A 20,849-nucleotide genomic window follows, 5' to 3' on the forward strand; every position below is an offset into this window, starting at 1 on the left:
GCGTAGGCCGTGTGGAGTGGACATATTCCGTATATGTCCATTCCTTGGCTTGCGCGAGGAACATGCTCGGTGGTGAACGTATCGCCTTTACGGAGCATGTCCATTCGTAGAGTCAAAGAATGAGCATGCTCCGTACAGCGGGTACGTAATTACCAGCCGCGTTCGCGCCATTCCGCAAGGTGTGGCCGCTCTGCGCCGAGGGTTGTCGGATCGCCGTGGCCGGGGTGTACTAAGGTCTCGTCCGGGTAGACATTGAACAGTCGCTCGGTCACGTCGTTCAACAACGAGGTGAATCGCGCGGGATCGCCCTGGGTGTTGCCGACGCCTCCGGGAAACAGAGAGTCACCGCTGAAGATGTGCGCGGGGCCTTCCGGGTCTTGGTACACGTATGCGATTGACCCCGGTGTGTGCCCGCGCAGGTGAACTGCTGTGATGTCGAAACCGTCAAAGGTTCCCACGTCGCCATGACTCAGTGGGACGTCGACCGGAACGGGCAGCTCTTCGGCGTCGTCCACACCGGCGGCAGTCTTCACCCTCGTCGCTTCCACCAAGCCGGGAAGCGCTCGCACGTGGTCCCAATGCTGATGCGTCGTGGCGATCAAGGCTAGCTTCGGGGTAGCCGAGGCATCAGAGGCCGACTCTGCCAGCATCGCCTGGATGGCTGGAAGGTCGTCCGCCGCGTCGATCAGGAGCTGTGCGCCGCTTGCTTTCGCGGTCAGCAGATACACGTTGTTGTTCATCTCGCTGACCGAGATGCGCCGGATGGTGACGTCGCGCAGTGAATGAATGAGTGAGTCCATTGGTCCACTCTACGGAAGCCGCAGGCGGCATTGCGGCTACTCTCGGCCCTGCGAAACCCAGGTGGGGTCCGCGGACCGTGAGCCGACGACGGCGTCCGCAGCGCCGTCGAGCACGTCCAGTTGGGCGGCACTCAACTCGAGCGATAGCGCGCCCAGGTTCTCGTCGATCCGGTGCGCTTTGCGGGTGCCGGGAATGGGGACGACGCTGAGCTGGAGCCTGCGGCCCTGGGCGAAAAGCCACGCCAAGGCCACCTGGGCAGGAGTTGCAAGCTGCCCGGTGTTTTCGGACAGCTCCGCGGCGACGGAGCGCACCGCGGCAACAACTGCCTGGTTCGCGTCGAGGGCTCCGTCGGCGAATCGGGGAATCCGGTGCCGGAAGTCGTGATCGCCGAGTTGCTCGGCGCTGACGGTGCCGGTCAGGAACCCGCGGCCCAGCGGCGAGTATGGCACGAAGCCAACGCCGAGTTCAGCCGCGGCAGGGACGACGTTGCGCTCAACGTCCCGGCTCCAAATGGACCACTCGCTCTGCACGGCGGAGATCGGGTGGACCGCGTTGGCTTCCCTCAACTCTTCGGCTGTCACCTCGGACAGCCCGAGATGCCGGACCTTCCCGGCACGGACAAGCTCCGCCATGGCCTCCACGGTTTCCACAATCGGAACGCGGAGGTCACGGCGGTGCATGTAATAGAGGTCGATGACGTCGGTACCCAGGCGGCGGAGGCTCGCTTCCGCCGCCTGGGCCACATATGCGGCGTCTCCCCGGACATCCGTGTAGCCGTCCCGCGGATTGCCAACGATTCCGAACTTTGTGGCCAGCTGAACCTCGTCGCGGCGTTCCTTCAGTAGCTTCCCGACCAGCTCTTCGTTCCCGCCGGCCCCGTAGACGTCCGCGGTGTCAATGAAACTGACGCCCGCGTCGACGGCGTGATGGAGCGTTTTGAGGGACTCCGCGGGATCCGCCTCGCCATAGACGGCGGTCAACGCCATTCCGCCAAAACCCAGGGGACTCACTTGGAAGTTGTCGCCGAGCTGCACCTTGGTGGATTCCGGGGCCATGGGATACTCCTTCGCCGAATGGTGGTTACTTGCTGGCAACTGTGTGGGTTGGGGGAGTATTCCGTGCGTTTCTCTGGCCGGGCTCCGCTAGTGCGGTTCGGCAGGGAAGAACATGCGCGCGGGCAGCAAGAGGCCGATCAACGAAAGTGCGATGAATATGACCTGGTGGATGTGGTCGGTGCCCGGCGGTAGGTTTCCTAAGAGGTGGACCGCCCAGAACACGGGGTAGAACCAGAGCGCGAACCATGCCCATAGTTCCCTCCGCTGATACGGAACCAAGACGATCATGGCGCCGAAGAAGCCAAGCCCGATCGAAGCCAGGCCATCCGCACGATACAGCCCCATGTCCCCGCCACTAGGAACGGCAGCGACCACGACACCAAAAACAAGGATGGCCAGGCTGACGATCGCAAGGCAGACCCAGCTGATCCGCATCATCCGCTTGGCAGCGCGCACGAGGCCACCCTACACCCGCCACCGTCAGCGAATTCCCGGCGGATGTCATGTGCTTCCCTTGGCCTTAGCGCTCAGCCGGTTCGGCCACTTCATCCCGCGCCTCCGCCGGAAGCGCCTTCAAACCTGCCGCGCAGCCGACGATCCCGGCAATGAACAGCAGCTTGAGGGGGCTGGCAGGTTCGACGCCGGTGGCCATTGCCCAGCCCACGGTCAGGGCCGCTCCGATCCCCACCCAGACGGCGTAGGCCGTGCCGAGGGGGATGCGCTTCACGGCCATTCCGAGGCCGACCATGCTGAGGCTCGCAGCGACGGCGAATACTATGGTGGGGATGAGTTGGCTGAATCCGGCAGACAGGCCAAGGGCGGTGGCCCACACGGCCTCAAGTACGGCCGATGCCAACAAAATGACCCATGCAAACTTGCCGGCCATCGCTACGCCACCACCTTCAAGCCGACCACGCACGCGCCGATGCCAGCGAGCAGCAGGAGACGGGCCGCCGTCGGGCGCTCGACCTTGGTGATCATCGCGTAAGCAGCCGTCAGTACGACTCCGACGCCGACCCACACTGCGTACGCCGTGCCTGTGGGGATCGATCGCATCGCGAAGGCCAATCCTCCGGTGCTCGCGAGCAAACTGACGACAAATACGACTGAGGGAATCGGCTTGCGGAAGCCTTTGGAGCGGTGGAGCGCTGCGGCCCACACGGCCTCAAGCGCGCCGGAAAAGATGAGGACTAACCACGACATGACAAGATCCTTTGGCCAGTCTTGTCGCGTGCCGGGTACTGATCCGTCGTCCGGAGGCCCGTTTCGGGCCTTGTTTCGAGGTTAGCAAGCCCGACGCCGGGAGGCCAGCTTGGTGCCGAAACTCACCAATGGACATGCTCAGTGGTCGACACGCGGGGTGCGCATGTCCGGTGGCGGGGTTGGCCTCGGAGGGGCACATGTCCAGTCCTGAGGTCAGCGAACGCGCATATTGGCGTTATGTCCATCCCTCGCGCCGTGAGCTGAGCATGCTCAGTGTTGGGACCAAGGAGTGAGCATGCTCAGTGTTGGGATCAAGGAGTGAGCATGCCCAGTGTTGGGACCAGGGGACATGCTCAGTGAGCGGACTTAAGAATGCGCATGCTCCACGCGATCGATGGAGATGACGGCGAGGAACCCGCGGCCCAGGATTTCGGGGCTGCGGGTATCGGAGCCTACGACGGCGTCATACCGGTCGAGCTCCACTGGCACCTCGGGCGTCGACGAAGCAGCCGGATCAACCGAGTCAGCCGGATCAACCGAATCAGAAGGCTCTTCTTCGGCCGCGGCGCCAGGAGCGACCGATGCCTTGCCTTCCAAAAGTACTGCCAACTGTCCCTCGAACACCGGATGCGCGCGCTTCTTGGAGAGTTCGACGATGGACGTGTATCCCTTGAATGCTCCCGTGCGGGCGATCACGTTGAGGTCCCGGATGTCCCCGGTCGGGAGGGTGCTCGCGGAGTCGGCCTCACCCGAAAACCGGAACGGACGGTACTTTTCAAGCGGGTGCTCTTCGCCATCCACGGTGAGCAGCATCAACTCGCCGTCGATCACGGTCAGGACGCGCTCCATGCCCGGAAATGTCGAGAAATCGCCGGCCTTGGCTACATCCGCGATGCTGACCCGCCAATCCCACGCGCCATCTTGGGATGAGGCAGCTTTCGGGTGGCTGGCAAGCTCGCGCGTCACACCGCCGCCGTTGCGCCACGGTTCAGGTCTGATCTGGGCAAAGCGGATGATCTCCATGCGCTCCAGCCTAGCCCGAGCCCGCCGTCGGTCCGCGAAGCGGCCACGTAACAACAGCGCAAACTTGGCCCGGTTCAACAATCCCCGAGGGCCTTGCTAACGTCATAAGAGGTAGAAAATTGGAGGCGCGGAATGTTCGTCAAAGTGTGTGGCTTGAGCACGCCCGAATCCGTGCAGGCCGCCGTCGAGTCCGGTGCCGACGCCGTGGGTTTCGTGCTGACCAAGAGCCCGCGCGAGGTGTCCGCCGAGCAAGCCACGCACCTGCTGAAGGGTGTCCCGGAAGGCGTTTCCGCCGTCGGGGTCTTCCGTCACGAACCTGCCGCCGAGGCGATCGCCACCGCCCGCGACGCCGGTCTCGAGTGGATTCAACTTCACGGTCGCCGTACACGTGAGGACGTAAAAACCGTGCACGACGCCGGGATGCGGCTGATCAGGGCCGTCACCATGGGCTCGGCTCCCGAAGAGTTCGAGGACTGGGGTGAGGAACTGCTCCTCATCGACGCCGCCGTACCCGGTTCCGGAGAGTCGTGGGACTATTCTTCGGTCCGGAACCTTGGGCTCGGCGCGCGCCGCTGGCTGCTCGCGGGCGGATTGACCCCGTCGAACGTCGGAACGGCCACTGCCGAGGCTCAAGCCTGGGGTGTCGATGTGTCCAGCGGCGTGGAGTCGTCCCGTGGAGTGAAGGACCTCAACCTCGTCCGGTCCTTCGTCGAAGCCGCAAAGGCCTGACTCCCCGAACACTTGACAGTCGCCGTCGGGCGCTGCATATTTAACACATCAGTTAATTAGCTGAACTGTTAAATACGAAAGTATCAACGATGCCCGCGGACCGACTCAGCCTCATATTTTCGGCGCTTGCCGACCCCACCAGAAGGGCCATCCTGGCCCGGCTTTCGGAGGGCGAAGCCACCGTCAACGAGCTGGCCGAACCGTTCGACATCAGCCTCCCCGCCATCTCACGGCACCTCAAAGTCCTGGAAAACGCAGGGCTGATCAGCCGAAGCCGGAACGCGCAATGGAGGTCCTCGAAATTGGAGGCGGGCCCACTGCGTGAAGCCACGGAGTGGATGGAAAAATACAAGCGCTTTTGGGATGCAAGCTTCATCCGCCTCGATGCCCACCTGCGCAAGATCCAGAACGATCCAGAAGATCCAGGAGCCAAGCAATGAATACCGAACAGCACATCCTCAGCATGACCCGGGACTTCGACGCCCCTCGCGAGCTCGTCTTCAAGGCTTTCACGGACCCCGATCAACTTGCCGCCTGGTTCGGCCCGGTCGGCGTCGATTCGCCGCGCGACCGGATTGTCGTTGACCCGAGGGTTGGTGGCGCGTGGCAGCTCGTCATGACCTGGGACGAAGATGGCGTGACAAAAGAATCGCCAATAGATGCCGTTATCACGGCCTACGATCCGCCTGCGCTGTTGGTCGCAACCCAAAAAGCAGAGCCCGACGACGGCGTAATCCTTTTGCTTGAAATGCGCCTCGAATTCGAGGACTTGGGCGGCCGGACCCGACTCCACATCACCCAGGGTCCCTTCGACTCCGAGGAATGGGTGGAAATGACCCGTGAAGGATGGGGTACCTCCTTCACCAAACTGGACGGCATCCTGGTTCAGGAATAAGGGCAACGCCGAAGTATCGCCGGAAGTCAACTTGGAAGGTCGGCTGCCATTCGGGCTAGACTCCCACGCCGGGGACAGAATGCCAGAGCCTCCGGACACTGAACGGTCCCGGTGGCAATCGACCAAGCAGAATGCGACCTGTGAAAACCTTTGCTCTTAGCGGCCATATCCGAAACCTGACAGTTGCCCTCCTCGCCGTTGCGACGCTAGCCGGCTGCTCCAGCCAGGCCGGCGCGGCGTCGGCCGGCACGCCGTCGCCATCCGCCTCGAGCGCGTCGGCATCGGCGGACTCAAGCCCCAGCCCGTCGTCGGGCCCATTCGGCGGCTTCGCGACCGCCGCGGAAATGTGCTCCACCATTTCCCAGGAAGCGACCGGGGCTTCCCTCTTGCCGATGTCCGCAGCGCAGGGCAAGACCAGCGAGCTGGAGCAGGACAAGGCCGAGCTCGCTGCCACGGCAGACAAGGTCCCCGACTCCCTGAAGGCTGACTTCACCGCATTCAAAGACACTGCGATTGCCGGTTTGAGCGACCAAACGATTTATTCGAGCGGAAAGTTCGAAAAAGCGATGGCGCCTATCACGGCTTGGTTGAGCATCAACTGCAAGTAAGGTGCGGCATGGGAGGCCAAGATCAGGGGCCGCTCAGGGCGAACCCCTAGACCTTGACGGGGCCTTGCAGGGCAGAATTGAAGACATGAAAACGCTGCTCAACATTATCTGGCTCGTCTTTGGTGGCTTCGTCCTGGCCCTGGGCTATTTCATGGCCGGCATTGTTTGCTGCTTGCTGATCGTCACCATTCCCTGGGGTATCGCGTCGTTCCGGATCGCCTCCTACACGCTGTGGCCGTTCGGTCGCACCATCATCGAGAAGCCCGGTGGCGCGGGCCTCTTCCCGCTCGTGGGCAATGTCATTTGGCTGGTGGTTGCCGGTATCTGGATCGCGGTGGGCCATGTGGCCACGGCCTTTGCCATGGCGGTCACGATTGTCGGAATCCCGCTGGCGATTGCGAACCTCAAGCTGATCCCGGTATCGCTTATGCCGCTGGGCAAGCAGATCGTGCCAAGCAACCGTCCGTTCGTCAGCACGTACCGTTAGGCGGGCGGCGGCGGGCGGCGAGTGCGCGGAGGGCGGCGAGACCGGAGTAGCGTAGGCCGTGTCTGCACTGCCTCCCTCGAAAGGATCAGTTCATGTCCGCCGCCAGGAATACCGTCGCCAAGAACATCGTCGCCACGCTCAAAGCCAACAACGTCCAACGCGTTTACGGGATACCCGGGGACTCCCTGAACGGATTCACGGATGCGCTGAGGGAGGACCAAAGCATCCGATGGGTCCAAGTCCGGCACGAGGAAGCCGCGGCTTTGGCGGCAGCGGCCGAGGCAGGCCTCACGGATGAGCTGGCCGTTTGCGCGGGATCGTGTGGCCCCGGAAACCTGCACCTCATCAACGGGCTCTACGATGCCAACAAGTCCAGGGTTCCGGTCCTGGCCATCGCCGCCCATATCCCCAGCGCGGAAATCGGCAGCCAGTATTTCCAGGAGACCCACCCGCAGGAACTGTTCCGGGAGTGCAGCGTCTACGTGGAGCACGTGGCGCACCCTTCCCAGATGCCGCGGGTCTTGGAAATCGCCATGCGGACCGCCGTCGAAAAGCGGGGCGTCGCCGTCGTCGTCATTCCTGGTGATGTTGCCCTCGCAGAGGCGGAGAGCAACCGCACCGCGGTGATCCGGGCCGCCAAGCCGGAGATCCGCCCCAATCCCCGCGAACTCGCTGAAGCTGCCGGAATCCTCAACGACGCCGAAAAGGTCACCATCCTGGCGGGCGCCGGCACCGCGGGGGCGCATTCGGAAGTCATGGCCCTCGCCGAAGCGCTCGGGGCGCCGATCGTCCATGCGATGCGCGGCAAGGAATTCATGGAGTACGATAACCCGTTCGACGTCGGCATGACCGGCCTTTTGGGTTTCAGCTCCGGATACCGGGCAATGGAGAGTTGTGACGCCTTGCTCATGTTGGGCACTGATTTTCCGTATCAGCAGTTTTATCCGGAGAACGCGAAAATCATCCAGGTGGACATCCGGGGCGAGCAATTGGGCAGGCGAGCCCGGGTCGATCTTGGGCTCGTCGGGACGGTCAAGGACACTGCTGCGGCGCTCTTGCCTTTGATTTCGCGGAAGACGAAGCGTTCGCACTTGTCGTCGTCGCTCAAGCATTACGCGAAGTCGCGCGCGAAACTCGATGATTTGGCCTCCCCGGCGAAGGATGGCCAGCCGATCCACCCGCAATTCGTGGCCAGGCTCGTGGACGAATTGGCCGCTCCGGACGCTGTTTTCACGTGCGACGTCGGGTCCCCTACAGTCTGGGCCGCCCGCTATCTCACAATAAATGGCAGGCGTCGGCTTCTCGGCTCGTTCAACCACGGAACCATGGCGAACGCGTTGTCGCACAGCATTGGCGCCGCGGCCGCGTACCCGGGGCGCCAGGTGGTCGCCCTCGCCGGCGACGGTGGATTGGCCATGCTCCTCGGCGAGTTGATCACGCTGGTGCAGAACAAGCTTCCCGTCAAAGTGGTGGTCTTCAACAATTCCTCCTTGAATTTCGTGGAGCTCGAAATGAAGGCGGCGGGATTCGTCAATTTCGGCACCGAATTGGAGAATCCGGATTTCGCCAGAGTTGCCGAATCCATGGGGATCCGAGGAATTCGTGTGGACAATTCCTCGGGATTGAAGGAGGGATTGGCAGAGGCGTTCGCCTTTGACGGACCTGTGCTCATCGACGTCCGGACGGCGCGCCAGGAATTGTCCATTCCGCCGGCAATCAGCGCCGAGCAAGTGAAGGGCTTCACGCTCTACGCGATCCGAACGGTCCTTTCCGGCCGCGGCGACCAACTGATCGACCTCGCCAAGACCAACATCCGGCAGATTTTCTAAGCGGTAGTATCCACAGCGCCGGTGCGCAGATCGAAACGGAACCGGCGTTCGGCGGTCCGGCTGCCGCCGTCGTACTCCACCACGAACGCGAGTTCGAGCGCGTCCCGGCCGAGATCTTCTTCCGTCAACGTGTACACCGGCGTGAAGTAGAGGGCTTCCGCGCCCGGCGCGAGATCCGTCGGCGGAAAGCTGTCCGCGTTGGCGTGCGGTCCAAGGAGTACGACGGCGGCAATCGGCCGGGTGCCGACGTTGCGGGCCCGGCCGGTGAAGGCGAGGATGTCCCCGGCCTTGTATCCCGGAATGATGGGTCCGTAGTTGAGGTCCTGGGCCTCGCGGGTGCCGAGGACCTGTACTTGCTCGACGGAGTAGCCTTGGCCGACTTCCTTCCAGGTTTGGACATCCCATTCGCCGTCGTTGTCCGGAGAAAGGACATGGAATTCGCCGGCGTTCCGCCATTCGGACGGCCGGCCGGGTGTGATCGAGCGCAATTCCATGTGAAACTCAAGGGCGTCGGAGCTGACGGCGGCACTTGCGGCAGTGCCCCGGGGCAATCGAAGTTGCTCCGTCAATTGCTCCGTCGGCACGGAGGCGAAGACGATCTCGCGGTACGCCTGACGTTCATAGAGCACCCCGATGTTGCCGTCGGGGAGGCGGGTCGCCGTCGAGTAAGCCGAGCTTCCTTCGCACAGGACGAGCTTGGCTGGCCAGGTTGCTCCGTTGTCCGCGGACAGGCTGAGGACCGTGTTGCGGCGCAAGGAAGTGTCGTGATTGTTGCTCGCGAGCAGCCAAGCATCGGTAGCGCTGCTCGTGAATGATGTCACGTTCGGAAGTCCGTCGAACCGCGTAAGCGATCCATTGTCGCTGGGGTCGGGAAGGTCCTCCACACGCTCCAACGGACTCCACGTCCCTCCTCCGTCCGCTGATATCGCGGCCAGGCGTCGGGGCGTCGCGCGTGAATGCAGCAGGAGGCGCCCGTCTTGAAGGCAGACCACCTTGTTTTCGTTAGGCCCGACGCCATCCGGGCCTTTGCCGATCAACGAACCGAGCCGCCAAGATTCGCCGTGGTCATCGCTGAAGGCTGAGGCCGCCTTGATTTCCCCGTCCACGAGAACTACGAATTGTTGCACCAGGCGCCCAGTGAACGGGCCCGCGTGGATCTGGATGCCCTGGCCCGCGGCGGCGAAAATCCCGGTGATGCCGGTTTCCGGACCCTGCTTGAGCTGACCGGTGAGCCGACGGTGCTGCCAAGTGACGCCGTCGTTGTCGGAAAAGCTGAGGTCGCAATGCTGCACGTCGTCTTCCGGCTCCAGCCCCGGGACCGCTTCGAAGAAGCCGGCATGCGTCCCCGCCGCGTGAAACATGAAAATCCGACCGGTCACGGTGTCCACCAGGAGGCTGGGATCACCGTACCCGTCGAGCCCGGTTCCGGTGCGCACTACGCGCTGTTCTTCCCATGTGTGCCCGCTGTCGGTGCTGCGACGGAGCAGGAGGTCGATTGTGTTGGGAAGGTCGTCCAGGTTCGGGCGGCCGTCATAGGCGGCGAGGACGGTTCCCGCTGTAGTGACGGTCAGCGCCGGGATCCGGTATTGCCGGTAGCCGCCGCGCCCCCGGACCGCGAGGACGTGCTCGACGGCGGGTCGGGCGTGGGGGAGTGTGGCGAGGGCAGCGGCATCCGCAGCATGGAGATAGGAGGTCACACCTCCTATAGTAGGGTGCGCTACGGTTCCCGGAACGCACCGTCCCGCAACAGGGCGACAGCGGAGCCGGCGTCGAGGTCCGCGGCGATCTCGACGTCGTCGGCGTAACCGGCGCTGATCAACTCCCGGCCGCTTGAACACTCCCGCAACACCTCCGCAAGGTGAGGTTCGGCGGCATTGAAAGCTGCTGCCGCCATGAGTGCTTCGGGCGAGAAAATATCCCTCCCGGCCGCCGAAAGTCCGGCAATGAACGCTCCAGCGCCAATCTGGTCCTCCACAGCCGGCCGCAACGAGCCGTCCAGCCATTTTTCCCCAGCCGCGACTATTGCGATCACCGCGTCCGCGGGCAGCGCAGCGAGGACCCAGTCAACAGTGGCCGCCGCGTTTCGGAGCGAAACCGCGGCAACGAGCGGCACGTCCTGGGCGAGTTCGGCCGCAATTTCGGAGCCGTTTGGTGAGGGCAGGACCACGCGGGTCAAGGTTGCCGCCGCCCGCAGGCTCGACGGCGAAAGGCTCAACCCGCCTGTTCCGCGCGGCCGGGCGAGCCGGGCGCCATGCCGGATCGCGAAATCCTCCGCGCCCGCGTCCTTCCACTGATAGGGCAACACCACGGCGCCGCGATCGACCGCGACACTCACGCACGTTGTGAAGGAGAAAACGTCGACCACCACTGCAAGGTCCGCGCCGGACGTGATCGCCCGGGCACCGTCGAGCCCCCACTCGAACCTGACGGTGAAGGGAAGCTGCCGGTAGACCGTGCCCGCCGTGGTCATGTCAACTCGGCCGCCAGGTTCCGACGCGCGGCTTCCAGCCACATGGTTTGGGCCCTGTCGCTATGGAAGAGCGGATCCAAGGAGAGCAATTGGTGTACGACGGCGGCCCGGCCGGCCGCGAAGTCGGCGTCGCTGACGTGGGCGTAGTCTTCACGGACAGCAGCGAGGTACCTCGCGTAGGACACGGAATCGGTGCCGAGGACGGAAAGGTCCGCGTCGCACAAGAGAGCGCCCGCGTGGTCGCCTGGCCCGGGCCGGTGCGTGGCCGTCAGCCTGACCAGCCGGGCCACTTCATCAATAACCGGCGCCGGAAGCCCCGCAAGGGCGAGCCGATCCTCGGCCAACCTCGCGGACGCCTCTTCATCCTGGCCGGCAATTCCCTCATAGACAGCATCATGGAACCACGCTGCCAGGACGACGGAACGGGCAGGCAACGCGGGGTGCGTGAGACTGTCCAAAGCCTCGAGGACCGCCAGCAAATGCGTCCTGCTGTGATACTTCCGGTGTTCTTCGCCCCACCGTTCAAGCAGCTCCAGCCCGAGTTCCTCCTGACCCGGGAGCGTCGAATTCCAGCGCTCCAGGAGCGGTACCGTGAGGGCCTTGCTGCGCTCGCGCGCGGGGATCCGCAGGCCGCTCGCAATCAACTTTCGGACCAAAACTCGGGCTTCCACGGGAATCGCTCCCGCCGCCACCAGATCCTGGTAGCGGCGTTCCGGCACGTCGTAATGGTCGCCGTCGAATGCGCGCTCGGGAACCTCCGCCGTTCTGGCAAAGGCGTGCAGTTCCTCGAGCGAGGTGTCCGAGACCAGATGCGAGAACACTGTCCCGTGCGCGGGCCACAGCGGCGGATCGACGAATATTGCCATGGCCTGCGCCCTCCGGGGCTAGGAGTTCTTTTGCGTCGCGGCGGTGGAGAGTGAGTTCAAGCCCTTTTCGAAGTCGCCGCCCACCATCTTGTCCATGTTCATGAAGAGCGCGAAGAGCTTGCCGATGCCCTTGTTCTCGCCCGTCATGGTCCACGTGACGCGGGTCCCGGAGCCTTCGGGGACGAACGTGAATTCGGTGGGGTTGACCGCCTTCATCGGTTTGGTGAATTCAAGGCGGATGTTGATCTTGCCGGGCTGGTCCGAACCGACGATTTCCATGTTGCCGCTACCGGCTTTGTTGTTTCCGTGCCAGGCGTACTTTGCCCCGACGCCGGACTGGTTTCCTGAGTAGCTCCGGTTCATCGTGGGGTCGACCGCCTCCCAAGGCGACCATTTGGTCCACTCGTGGAAGTCGTTGACGAGCGGGAAGATGTCCGAAGGGGCGGCCGGGATCAGGGCGTTGCGAGTGACTGTGAAGGGTGCCATGGGGATATGGTACGGCGGTTTGTGGCGATCGTGGGCCCGGGTTGCGTGGCGCATCCCGTCGGCTTTGCCGGGTTGCTTCACGCCGCCCGGACCCGTGTTCGACGGCGCTACATGCCGGGGATATCGAAGGCTTCGTACACGTGGATGGTTGCTTCAGGCGACATGAGGAAGTGCGGGTGGCCCTCGAGGAGCTTCAACGCGCCGTCCATGTCTTCGGCTTGGAGGACCGAGTATCCGCCGACGCCCGTTTCGGCATCGGAGACCCCGGAGTTCCCGACGACCTTACCGCCGCCCAAGGGTGTGCCGAGGTCGACAAGCCCGTCGCCGGCCTTCGCCGCCCAGTCCATCCAAAGCTTCATTCCTTCCGCTGCGGCCTCGGGTGAATTGCTGTCCATCATCGATTCGGCCGATTGCGGTGCCTTGTAGAGAATAACGAACTTCTTCATTGCGCGTCCTTTTCCCTCATACTCCCTTGTTGCCGAACGGATCTCCGCCCGGTCAGAACCGATCCTAGGATCAATGTCCGCAAAGGGCGAGCGGGTTGTCCACATAGCGTTTTCCACATACGCAGCCCATGCTATGGACAGCAGTTTCGCCGTCGGCAAACATTGAGCGGGAGAGGCTATGAGTCAAAGTTGAGCGTAGTAGACTCAACTTTGAAAATGCGGTTTTCTTCCCGAAGGGAGCTCTTCCATGGACGTCAAATTCACCACCAAGAGCCAGGAGGCACTTTCCGCGGCGGCCATGAACGCCTCCACCGCGGGAAACCCCCAGCTCGAACCCGCCCACCTCCTCAAGGCGCTCATGGACCAGCGCGAAGGGGTCGCCGTCGCGCTTTTGCGCGCTACGGGCGCGGACCCGGATGCCGTGAGCGTCCAAGCCAGTTCGGCAATCAAGGCCTTGCCGTCGTCGTCAGGCAGTTCGGTCCAGCAAGCACAGCTTTCCCGCCCCTCCATGCAGGCTATCCAGGCCGCGCAGAACGAGGCCGAGAAACTCGGCGACTCCTTCGTTTCCACCGAGCACCTCCTCTTGGGCTTGTCGGCCGGAAGCGACGCTGTGGGAAAACTCCTGCGCGACGCCGGCGCCTCCCATGAGGCACTCCTCGCCGCCTTGCCGGGTGTCCGCGGTGATCGGAAAGTCACCTCGCAGGACCCGGAGAACACTTTCCAGGCCTTGGAGAAGTTCGGTACCGACCTCACCGCCGTGGCACGTTCCGGCAAGCTTGACCCCGTGATTGGCCGGGACAGTGAAATCCGGCGCGTGGTCCAGGTCTTGAGCCGCCGGACCAAGAACAATCCCGTGCTGATTGGTGAGCCGGGAGTCGGCAAGACTGCCGTCGTCGAGGGCCTCGCCCAGCGCATGGTGGCCGGTGACGTTCCGGAGAGTCTTCGGGGCAAGACCCTGATCGCCCTGGACCTCGCCTCCATGGTGGCCGGCGCCAAATACCGCGGTGAATTCGAGGAACGCCTCAAAGCCGTGCTGGAGGAGATCAAGAACTCCAACGGCCAGATCGTCACCTTCATCGACGAGCTGCACACCGTGGTTGGCGCCGGTGCCACCGGTGAGAGCGCCATGGACGCCGGCAACATGCTGAAGCCGATGTTGGCCCGTGGCGAACTGCGCCTCATCGGTGCCACCACGCTGGACGAGTACCGCGAGAACATTGAGAAGGACCCCGCCCTGGAACGCCGTTTCCAGCAGGTCTATGTGGGCGAACCGAGCGTCGAGGACACCATCGGCATCCTCCGCGGGCTCAAGGAGCGTTACGAGGCCCATCACAAGGTAGCCATCGCGGACTCCGCCTTGGTGGCTGCCGCCACCCTCTCCAACCGCTACATCTCCGGCCGCCAGTTGCCGGACAAGGCGATCGACCTCGTCGACGAGGCCGCATCCAGGCTGCGCATGGAAATCGATTCCGCTCCCGAGGAAATCGACCAGCTCCGGCGCGCGGTGGACCGGCTCACCATGGAGGAGTTGGCCCTTGCCCGCGAGACCGACGCCGCCTCGGTAGAGCGCCTCGCGGCTCTCCGGGCAGACAAAGCGGACAAAAAGGAAACCCTCGCTGCGCTGAACGCCCGTTGGGAAGCCGAAAAGGCCGGGCTCAACCGGGTCGGCGACCTCAAAGCGAAGATTGACGAGTTGCGCTCGGCCGCCGAAAAGTACCAGCGCGAAGGCGATCTCGAAGCCGCTTCGCGCATCCTCTACGGCGAGCTGCCCGCCTTGGAACGCGAGCTCAGCGCGGCAGCCGAGGAAGAATCCGCGCGGGAAGCGCGCGGTGAAGCCAAACCGGCCCCCATGGTCGCGGAAGAAGTCACGGCGGACGATATCGCTGAAGTCATCTCGGCCTGGACCGGCATTCCGGCCGGCCGCATGCTGCAGGGTGAATCCCAGAAGCTGCTGCATATGGAAGAAGAGCTCGGCAAGCGGCTCATCGGCCAATCCAAGGCGGTGTCGGCAGTTTCCGATGCCGTCCGCCGTGCCCGTGCCGGGATCAGCGACCCCAACCGACCCACGGGATCGTTCCTGTTTCTTGGCCCAACCGGCGTCGGAAAGACGGAACTGGCGAAAGCCCTCGCCGATTTCCTCTTCGACGACGAACGCGCCATGGTGCGGATTGACATGTCCGAATACGGGGAGAAGCACTCCGTGGCGAGGCTTGTCGGGGCTCCTCCCGGATACGTCGGCTACGAGGAAGGAGGGCAGCTTACGGAAGCGGTGCGTCGCCGTCCGTACTCGGTGGTACTTCTGGACGAAGTGGAGAAGGCGCACCCTGAGGTGTTCGACATCCTCCTGCAGGTGCTCGACGACGGCCGCCTCACCGACGGCCAGGGCCGCACCGTGGACTTCCGGAACACCATCCTGGTCCTGACCTCGAACCACGGCAGCCAATTCCTGGTTGATCCGACGCTGGATGCCGCCGCGAAACGAAATGCCGTCATGGCGGTGGTCAATTCTTCCTTCAAGCCGGAGTTCCTCAACAGGCTCGACGAGATTGTCCTGTTCGACCCGCTCAGCGTGGATGAACTCGCCAGGATCGTCGAGCTGCATGTGGCCGAGCTGACCAAGCGCTTGCACGACCGCAGGCTTAGCCTCGAAGTCAGCGACGGCGCCCGTGCCTGGCTCGCGATGTCCGGCTACGATCCCGCATATGGTGCCCGCCCGCTGCGCAGGCTGGTCCAGCGCGAAATCGGCGACCGCTTGGCCAAGGAAATCCTCGCCGGGCACATCAGCGATGGGGACACCGTGCTGGTGGACACAGCCGCCGACGTCGATGAACTCACCATTGAAGGCCTGGAAGCCCTGGTGGGTCCCGACGGCGGAGCCCCTGCCGGAGCGGGGCTGGTCGTACGCCGGAAGGAGTAAGCCCAGGAAGCTAAGCCCCAGCGGCGGTCGCCGGGAGGCCGCTACTGCTGCAGTACCGACTCCTTGAGCGTGTTACCTGAGTCCACGACGATGAAGCAGTCCACCCGGCGATCGCCCTTATCCCAACTGGTGGAACTCGGGTACACATTCTGCTGGAGAAGTTTGTAATTCGTGGATGCTTCGTTAAGCACGAGGTTGCGGCAGACCTCGCGGCCCTTTTCCTTCAAGGCGTCGGATCCGGGGAAGGAGTCGTCGGCGTTGTACCGGTAAACGGCGCCCAGTTGGGCGGAATGGGGTGTGTTGCATTCAACTACCCGGCCCTGGCTGGCGTTGGAGTCGAAGTCGGAGAAACAGTCACCTTGTTGGTAGTCCCTCGCCTGTATGTCCGCCGGAAGGGGGCCGCGGCTGGCCGAGGCCAGGGGCGCAGGGGTGGACTCGGCGGCGGGGTAGTTGGCGAGGATGCCCAGGAGGATCCAGATCAGGATGCCAATCAGGACCAGCACGCCGAATACGATGCCGCCGATGATGAGCCTCTGCCGGGTAATCAGGTCCAACGTGCTGCGCACAGGCAAGGCCCTGCGGCGGGACCTGCCACCGTCCGCAAGGGATTCGTCGGGCGCAACATCGTCCGGGTAGGTGACCGGCGTCCGGGAATCCCCGATCCCTGCTGCGGGTCCAAGCGACGACTGATCGCCACCGGCACCGTGGTTGCCCGGAAGGGTGTTGTCCTGGCCCATGTCTGAATGTGCCCTTTCGTGCGTTTTGCCCAAATATTAGGCGACTCTACCCAAGATTTTCATGAGGATGCCGCCATCCGCGACTCGTGACGCTGCTTTCGATGAGTCATGTGGCACGCAGATGCTCGAGAAAGCATGTAATCTAGACATACGACAAATTGACCAAACATTCCGGGGCCTCACCGATCGCCAAGGTGACCACCTCCGGTCCAAGTACAAAAGGGGGTCACGCCATGGGGCGCGGCCGTCAAAAGGCAAAAGCTACCAAGCAGGCTCGGGACATCAAGTACTACTCCCCGAACACTGACTACTCGGCTCTTCAGCGTGAGCTGACGAGCCCATCAAGTCGTGCGACGAGCCGATTTGCGGATGATCCGCCGGAGCCGGACTACTCGGCATACGAGGACAAGTACGCACAGGACTTGGAAGACGATGACGACGAGGTAGATTCCCGCCGTATCGGATAGCCGTCGCAACCCTCAGGTGTCGCTAGGCACCAAGTTGCGTACCGCCGTCGTACATTAACAAGGTCATGTGGCAATTTGCCATGCCTCCTCGAAACGATCAAGCCCGCTGGGCGCGCCGCGATGTGGCGTGCCCAGCGGGCCGTCTTCGTTGCTGTTTCGAAGGTCAGTCCTTTTCGTGGCACAAATCCAGTAGCGGGATCAGGGTTTCGAGGTCGCTTGTGCGAGCCGCCGCAAGGATCTTCCGATGATCGTTCGCCACGCGCTCAAGTTTGGCGTCGTCCAACGGATATGAGCGGCTGATTAGTCGCTGAACAGGGTTGTCCCACACTGATTCGAGGGTCTTAAGCAGGAATCCGTTGGTTGCCGGCGCCGCGAGTCCCAAATGGAAAGCCCTAGTGGCGGTGAAGAGCTCCTCCGGGTCGGCGCTTGCTGCCCCTTCCGCGATGAGCAGCTCCAGCCGCGCAAGCTGAAGGTTCGTGTACTTGGCCTCGCATTGCCTGATGGCCATGACTTCCAGCGCCTTGCGTACCTCGTAGACTTCCTCAACGGCTGAGCGCGTCAACGTTGTGGCAAAATAGCCAGCCCCGGGCACCAACGTGGCTAATCCTTCGTGGACCAACCTATTCAGGGCATCGCGGACCGGAGTGCGGGAAACACCGTACTCCTCCGCTAGCTGTTCCTGGACGAGCGGAGCCCCGGGTTCCACCACTCCGTTGACTATCTCATCGCTGATTCTGTCGTAGACGTGCTCGCTCAGCGGCCTCATCTTCTTGGCTGCCTGCGCGGCCATACGCCTCATCCCCTTTTCGTCTCAAAACTCGTTCAATCCTACGTGCTTTACATCACAGGATTCACTGTATACGGTGAATCCAATCCTACCAACCCCACCGACGAAAGTTGCGCTATGAGCCTGCACATTCCACGCATACCCGGCATTGACTTTGCCGCGAATGGCAAACAGCTGGGCTACCTGGAGATCGAGCATTCGGACAACGAAAATGACGCCGCCGTCATCCCTTCGCCGATCGCGGTCATAAGCGGGGGCGACGGGCCAACGGTGCTCCTCGTGGCCGGCACGCACGGCGACGAGTATGAAGGCCAGGTCCTGCTCCAAGAGCTCATCCGCTCGCTGAATCCGGACGAGGTGAGCGGGAGGTTGATCATCCTGCCTGCCCTCAATATCACCGCCGTCCGGGAAGGAAGCCGGGTTTCTACTGTGGACCGGGTCAATCTCAACCGCGCGCTCCCGGGCCGCGCGGACGGCGGACCGACGCAGCAGATTGCCTCCATCGTTGCCGAAGAGCTCATACCCATGGCGGACTTTGTCATGGACATCCATTCAGGAGGCATTGCGTCCGAATATGTTCCGTCCGCGTTCGTCTATCAGGGGCCGACGCCGGAACTATGGGCCGAGAAAAGGGCGGCTGTTGCGGCGTTCAATGCCCCATACTCCGTGGTGGTGAAGCCGATGCTGAAGGCAGGCTCCATCAGCGGCGCAGCAGACCGCGCGGGCGTGCCGATGATTTCCACCGAACTTGGCGGCGGAGGAACGGTTTCCCTGCCGATTCTGAAGAGGGCCCGGCGCGGGCTTCGTGCCTTGCTTGGCCACTGGGGAGTCCTGAAGGACGCTGCCGCCGCCCAGGGTGCCCATGCCGCCGGCATCCCCGGCGATGCGGAACCGATCCAGTGGATTGAGCTCGTCCCGCAATCGCCGGTCAACTCCACCATGGCCGGCCTCTTTGAACCCGTGGTCGAGCTTGGCCAGCATGTCAGGGCCGGCGACCTTGTGGCCAGGGTTCACGCGGTTGAAGAGCTCGACAGGCCCTCAAAAGACTTTTTCGCACCTATCGACGGCGTGGTCGCAATCGTTCGGCGTCCCACGCGCGTCAATGTCGGCACCACCATGGTCAACATCGCCGTTGACCACGGAACAACTCCTGTGGAAGGCAATCATGAACCGTCCTAAGTACATTACCTTCGGCGCCCTCCTGCTGGTTGCCGCCGTCGGGCTCAGTGGCTGTACCACTGCTTCGCTCGACGCCGGCAAGGAAGCTGCGGCCGCTTCGACTCCCGGCAAGGACGCCGTGATTCCTGCCGCAGCGTTCAATCAGGCAGCCGCGAACCTGTTGCCCTCGAATATCAAGTCCAAGGGCACCCTTGTGGTGGGAACGGATCCCACCTTCGCACCGTATGAGTTCTACGCGGCGGACAGCAAGACGGTTGTCGGCTGGGACGCGGATTTCGCCAAAGCCTTGGGCGAGACCTTGGGGCTTCAGGTCAAGATGGTCCCCGCGACCTTTGACACCATCCTTCCAGGCGTGAGCTCGAACAAGTACGACGTCGGTATCTCGGGCTTCAACGTCACGGCGGAGCGGAAGATGAACGCGGACTTCGCCGCTTACCAAAACAGCGGCTCGGGCCTCGCGGTAAAGGCGGGCAACCCCAAGAAGCTGGCATTGGACGCACTGAAGCTGTGCGGTACCAAGGTGGGAGGCGAGAAGGGGACCACGCAGGGGATCGAGACCCTTCCGGCGTTTTCCAAGCAGTGCGTTGACGCCGGCAAAGAGCCGATCGACATTCAGCTGTTTCCCTCCCAGGACGAGGCCAACCTGGCACTCATTTCGGGCCGCGTGGACAGCGTCCTCTCAGGTTTGGTCGCCATGAGCTACGCCAGCAAGCTCTCAGGCGGAGCGTTCGAACTCGCGAGTAACGACGACTTTGAGCCGACCGCCGTGGGTGTCGCCATGCCAAAGGGCTCGGCGCTCACCAAGCCGATCGTCGCGGCGGTCAAGGCGCTGATCGCAGGCGAAACCTATAAGGCAATCAACGCCAAGTACGGCATTCCGGATTCAGTGACCATCGATGCCAATGCCGTGGATGCGAGTGCCGCGAAATGAGCAGCGTCGTGAGCGTCCCCGAGACTGGAACAACTTCCCGCGAACAGTTCACCGTAGTGCCGGCCAGGCACCCGTGGCGGTGGGTGGCTGGTATTGCGGTAGCCGCCGTCGTGATCATGCTGCTCATTTCGGCGGTGAGCAACCCCAGGTTCGGTTGGGACAAAGTTTCCCTGTATTTCCGTGATGTCGCGATCGTCGACGGGATCGGCATCACCCTGTTCCTGACGGTCGTTTGCATGGCGGCGGGCGTGATGCTGGGAGTGGTGCTTGCGGTCATGCAGCTATCCGCAAATCCCGTGGTCAAGGCGTCGGCGAGTGCTTATGTGACGATTTTCCGGGGCACCCCGGTCCTCGTCCAATTGTTGTTTTGGTTCAATTTGTCGGCTCTGTATCCGGAGATCACGTTCGGTATTCCAGGGGTCAATTTGGACGCCAACCAAATCATCACCCCGCTCGCGGCGGCGATCCTCGGCCTGGGACTCAATGAGGCCGCTTACATGTCCGAGATCGTGCGAGCCGGCATCCAATCGATCGACCAGGGCCAAGCGGAAGCTGCGGGCGCACTCGGCATGTCCAGGATCCAGACGCTCACGCGGGTGATCCTCCCGCAGGCCATGCGGGTCATCATCCCGCCGACGGGCAACGAGTTCATCGGCATGCTCAAGATGACGTCGCTGGTCAGTGTGCTCGCGGTTCCCGAACTCCTATATTCGGCCCAAATCATCTACTCGAAGAATCTGCAGGTCATTCCCCTCCTGCTGGTTGCAAGCATTTGGTACATCATCGTCACCACGGTGTTCACGGTGGGCCAAGGTTACCTGGAACGCCATTTCGCGCGTGGCACCTCCCGCTCCACCCCGCCGACCCTGGCAGAACGTGTACGCAAGTTCTTCGCCGTTCATTCCGCGCAAGGCCTGGGAAAGGGCAAGTAGC

Annotated in this window: 24 protein-coding genes and 1 riboswitch; of the genes, 11 read left to right on the forward strand and 13 right to left on the reverse strand. The window is 63.0% G+C overall.

Going from position 1 to position 20,849, the window contains the following annotated elements:
• Positions 1-149: 149 nt before the first annotated feature.
• The 6 genes from E1809_RS07255 to E1809_RS07280 form a co-directional block, all read right to left on the reverse strand.
• Positions 150-800: an MBL fold metallo-hydrolase gene (locus E1809_RS07255; RefSeq protein ID WP_133203558.1), complete on the reverse strand. Its 651-nt coding sequence runs from the start codon at positions 798-800 to the stop codon at positions 150-152.
• Between the two features lie 36 nt (positions 801-836).
• A complete protein-coding gene (locus tag E1809_RS07260; RefSeq protein WP_133203559.1) occupies positions 837-1,856 on the reverse strand; it encodes an aldo/keto reductase in 1,020 nt (339 codons plus the stop codon).
• Between the two features lie 87 nt (positions 1,857-1,943).
• Positions 1,944-2,312 carry a hypothetical protein gene (locus E1809_RS07265; protein WP_205754124.1) on the reverse strand — a complete coding sequence of 123 codons (369 nt, stop codon included), beginning with the start codon at positions 2,310-2,312 and terminating at the stop codon, positions 1,944-1,946.
• 64 nt (positions 2,313-2,376) lie between these two features.
• Positions 2,377-2,742 (reverse strand): DMT family transporter, encoded by a 366-nt coding sequence (locus E1809_RS07270; protein WP_133203560.1) that lies wholly within the window; start codon positions 2,740-2,742, stop codon positions 2,377-2,379.
• Positions 2,743-2,744: 2 nt separating this feature from the next.
• Positions 2,745-3,059: a DMT family transporter gene (locus E1809_RS07275; protein WP_133203561.1), complete on the reverse strand. Its 315-nt coding sequence runs from the start codon at positions 3,057-3,059 to the stop codon at positions 2,745-2,747.
• A 10-nt stretch (positions 3,060-3,069) separates the two neighbouring features.
• A riboswitch (guanidine-III (ykkC-III) riboswitch) is annotated at positions 3,070-3,133 on the reverse strand.
• A 292-nt stretch (positions 3,134-3,425) separates the two neighbouring features.
• Positions 3,426-4,082, reverse strand: coding sequence for a HutD/Ves family protein (locus tag E1809_RS07280; protein ID WP_133203562.1), 657 nt, complete (start codon positions 4,080-4,082; stop codon positions 3,426-3,428).
• 132 nt (positions 4,083-4,214) lie between these two features.
• Here E1809_RS07280 and E1809_RS07285 point away from each other — a divergent pair, with 132 nt between their 5' ends.
• The 6 genes from E1809_RS07285 (at position 4,215) to poxB (ending at position 8,630) form a co-directional block, all read left to right on the forward strand.
• Positions 4,215-4,811, forward strand: a complete 597-nt coding sequence (locus E1809_RS07285) for a phosphoribosylanthranilate isomerase (protein ID WP_133203563.1) — start codon at positions 4,215-4,217, stop codon at positions 4,809-4,811.
• An 89-nt stretch (positions 4,812-4,900) separates the two neighbouring features.
• On the forward strand, positions 4,901-5,251 hold the full coding sequence (locus E1809_RS07290) for an ArsR/SmtB family transcription factor (protein WP_133203564.1): 351 nt from the start codon (positions 4,901-4,903) through the stop codon (positions 5,249-5,251).
• Positions 5,248-5,706, forward strand: coding sequence for an SRPBCC family protein (locus tag E1809_RS07295; protein ID WP_133203565.1), 459 nt, complete (start codon positions 5,248-5,250; stop codon positions 5,704-5,706). The genes E1809_RS07290 and E1809_RS07295 overlap by 4 nt, the downstream gene beginning before the upstream one ends.
• 140 nt (positions 5,707-5,846) lie before the next feature.
• Complete coding sequence (locus E1809_RS07300) at positions 5,847-6,314, forward strand: hypothetical protein (protein ID WP_235835495.1); 468 nt, start codon at positions 5,847-5,849, stop codon at positions 6,312-6,314.
• Positions 6,315-6,399: 85 nt separating this feature from the next.
• On the forward strand, positions 6,400-6,801 hold the full coding sequence (locus tag E1809_RS07305) for a YccF domain-containing protein (protein ID WP_133203567.1): 402 nt from the start codon (positions 6,400-6,402) through the stop codon (positions 6,799-6,801).
• A gap of 92 nt (positions 6,802-6,893) precedes the next feature.
• Entirely contained in the window at positions 6,894-8,630 is a 1,737-nt protein-coding gene (gene poxB / locus E1809_RS07310; RefSeq protein ID WP_133203568.1) for a ubiquinone-dependent pyruvate dehydrogenase, read from the forward strand.
• Here poxB and E1809_RS07315 read toward each other — a convergent pair.
• The 5 genes from E1809_RS07315 to E1809_RS07335 all read right to left on the reverse strand — a co-directional run bounded on the left by E1809_RS07315 (position 8,627) and on the right by E1809_RS07335 (position 12,898).
• Positions 8,627-10,327, reverse strand: coding sequence for a sialidase family protein (locus E1809_RS07315; protein WP_133203569.1), 1,701 nt, complete (start codon positions 10,325-10,327; stop codon positions 8,627-8,629). The two genes, poxB and E1809_RS07315, sit on opposite strands and share 4 nt — an antisense overlap.
• Positions 10,328-10,347: 20 nt before the next feature.
• Positions 10,348-11,100 carry a 2-phosphosulfolactate phosphatase gene (locus E1809_RS07320; protein ID WP_133203570.1) on the reverse strand — a complete coding sequence of 251 codons (753 nt, stop codon included), beginning with the start codon at positions 11,098-11,100 and terminating at the stop codon, positions 10,348-10,350.
• Positions 11,097-11,966: a DUF4031 domain-containing protein gene (locus E1809_RS07325; RefSeq protein WP_133203571.1), complete on the reverse strand. Its 870-nt coding sequence runs from the start codon at positions 11,964-11,966 to the stop codon at positions 11,097-11,099. The genes E1809_RS07320 and E1809_RS07325 overlap by 4 nt, the downstream gene beginning before the upstream one ends.
• Before the next feature lie 18 nt (positions 11,967-11,984).
• On the reverse strand, positions 11,985-12,452 hold the full coding sequence (locus E1809_RS07330) for an SRPBCC family protein (RefSeq protein ID WP_133203572.1): 468 nt from the start codon (positions 12,450-12,452) through the stop codon (positions 11,985-11,987).
• 107 nt (positions 12,453-12,559) lie between these two features.
• Positions 12,560-12,898: a YciI family protein gene (locus E1809_RS07335; protein ID WP_133203573.1), complete on the reverse strand. Its 339-nt coding sequence runs from the start codon at positions 12,896-12,898 to the stop codon at positions 12,560-12,562.
• Between the two features lie 247 nt (positions 12,899-13,145).
• On the opposite strand from E1809_RS07335, the gene clpB reads away from it, so the two are divergent.
• On the forward strand, positions 13,146-15,815 hold the full coding sequence (gene clpB, locus E1809_RS07340; RefSeq protein WP_133203574.1) for an ATP-dependent chaperone ClpB: 2,670 nt from the start codon (positions 13,146-13,148) through the stop codon (positions 15,813-15,815).
• A gap of 41 nt (positions 15,816-15,856) precedes the next feature.
• Here clpB and E1809_RS07345 read toward each other — a convergent pair whose 3' ends face one another.
• Complete coding sequence (locus E1809_RS07345) at positions 15,857-16,552, reverse strand: septum formation family protein (RefSeq protein WP_133203575.1); 696 nt, start codon at positions 16,550-16,552, stop codon at positions 15,857-15,859.
• 233 nt (positions 16,553-16,785) lie between these two features.
• On the opposite strand from E1809_RS07345, the gene E1809_RS07350 reads away from it, so the two are divergent.
• Positions 16,786-17,019 (forward strand): DUF3073 domain-containing protein, encoded by a 234-nt coding sequence (locus E1809_RS07350; RefSeq protein WP_133203576.1) that lies wholly within the window; start codon positions 16,786-16,788, stop codon positions 17,017-17,019.
• 163 nt (positions 17,020-17,182) lie between these two features.
• Here the strand turns inward: E1809_RS07350 and E1809_RS07355 are convergent, their stop codons facing one another.
• The gene (locus E1809_RS07355) at positions 17,183-17,809 is read right to left on the reverse strand and encodes a GntR family transcriptional regulator (protein ID WP_165962242.1); all 627 of its coding nucleotides are present in this window, start codon (positions 17,807-17,809) and stop codon (positions 17,183-17,185) included.
• Between the two features lie 114 nt (positions 17,810-17,923).
• On the opposite strand from E1809_RS07355, the gene E1809_RS07360 reads away from it, so the two are divergent.
• Genes E1809_RS07360 through E1809_RS07370 form a run of 3 tightly spaced genes read left to right on the forward strand, consistent with a single transcriptional unit; the run spans position 17,924 to position 20,848 of the window.
• Positions 17,924-18,985, forward strand: coding sequence for a succinylglutamate desuccinylase/aspartoacylase family protein (locus E1809_RS07360; RefSeq protein ID WP_133203578.1), 1,062 nt, complete (start codon positions 17,924-17,926; stop codon positions 18,983-18,985).
• Positions 18,972-19,916: an ABC transporter substrate-binding protein gene (locus tag E1809_RS07365; protein ID WP_165962243.1), complete on the forward strand. Its 945-nt coding sequence runs from the start codon at positions 18,972-18,974 to the stop codon at positions 19,914-19,916. The genes E1809_RS07360 and E1809_RS07365 overlap by 14 nt, the downstream gene beginning before the upstream one ends.
• An 8-nt stretch (positions 19,917-19,924) precedes the next feature.
• Positions 19,925-20,848 carry an amino acid ABC transporter permease gene (locus E1809_RS07370; RefSeq protein WP_235835496.1) on the forward strand — a complete coding sequence of 308 codons (924 nt, stop codon included), beginning with the start codon at positions 19,925-19,927 and terminating at the stop codon, positions 20,846-20,848.
• Position 20,849 lies beyond the last annotated feature (1 nt).

This window comes from Arthrobacter terricola, from assembly GCF_004354015.1.
Lineage (GTDB): Bacteria > Actinomycetota > Actinomycetes > Actinomycetales > Micrococcaceae > Arthrobacter > Arthrobacter terricola.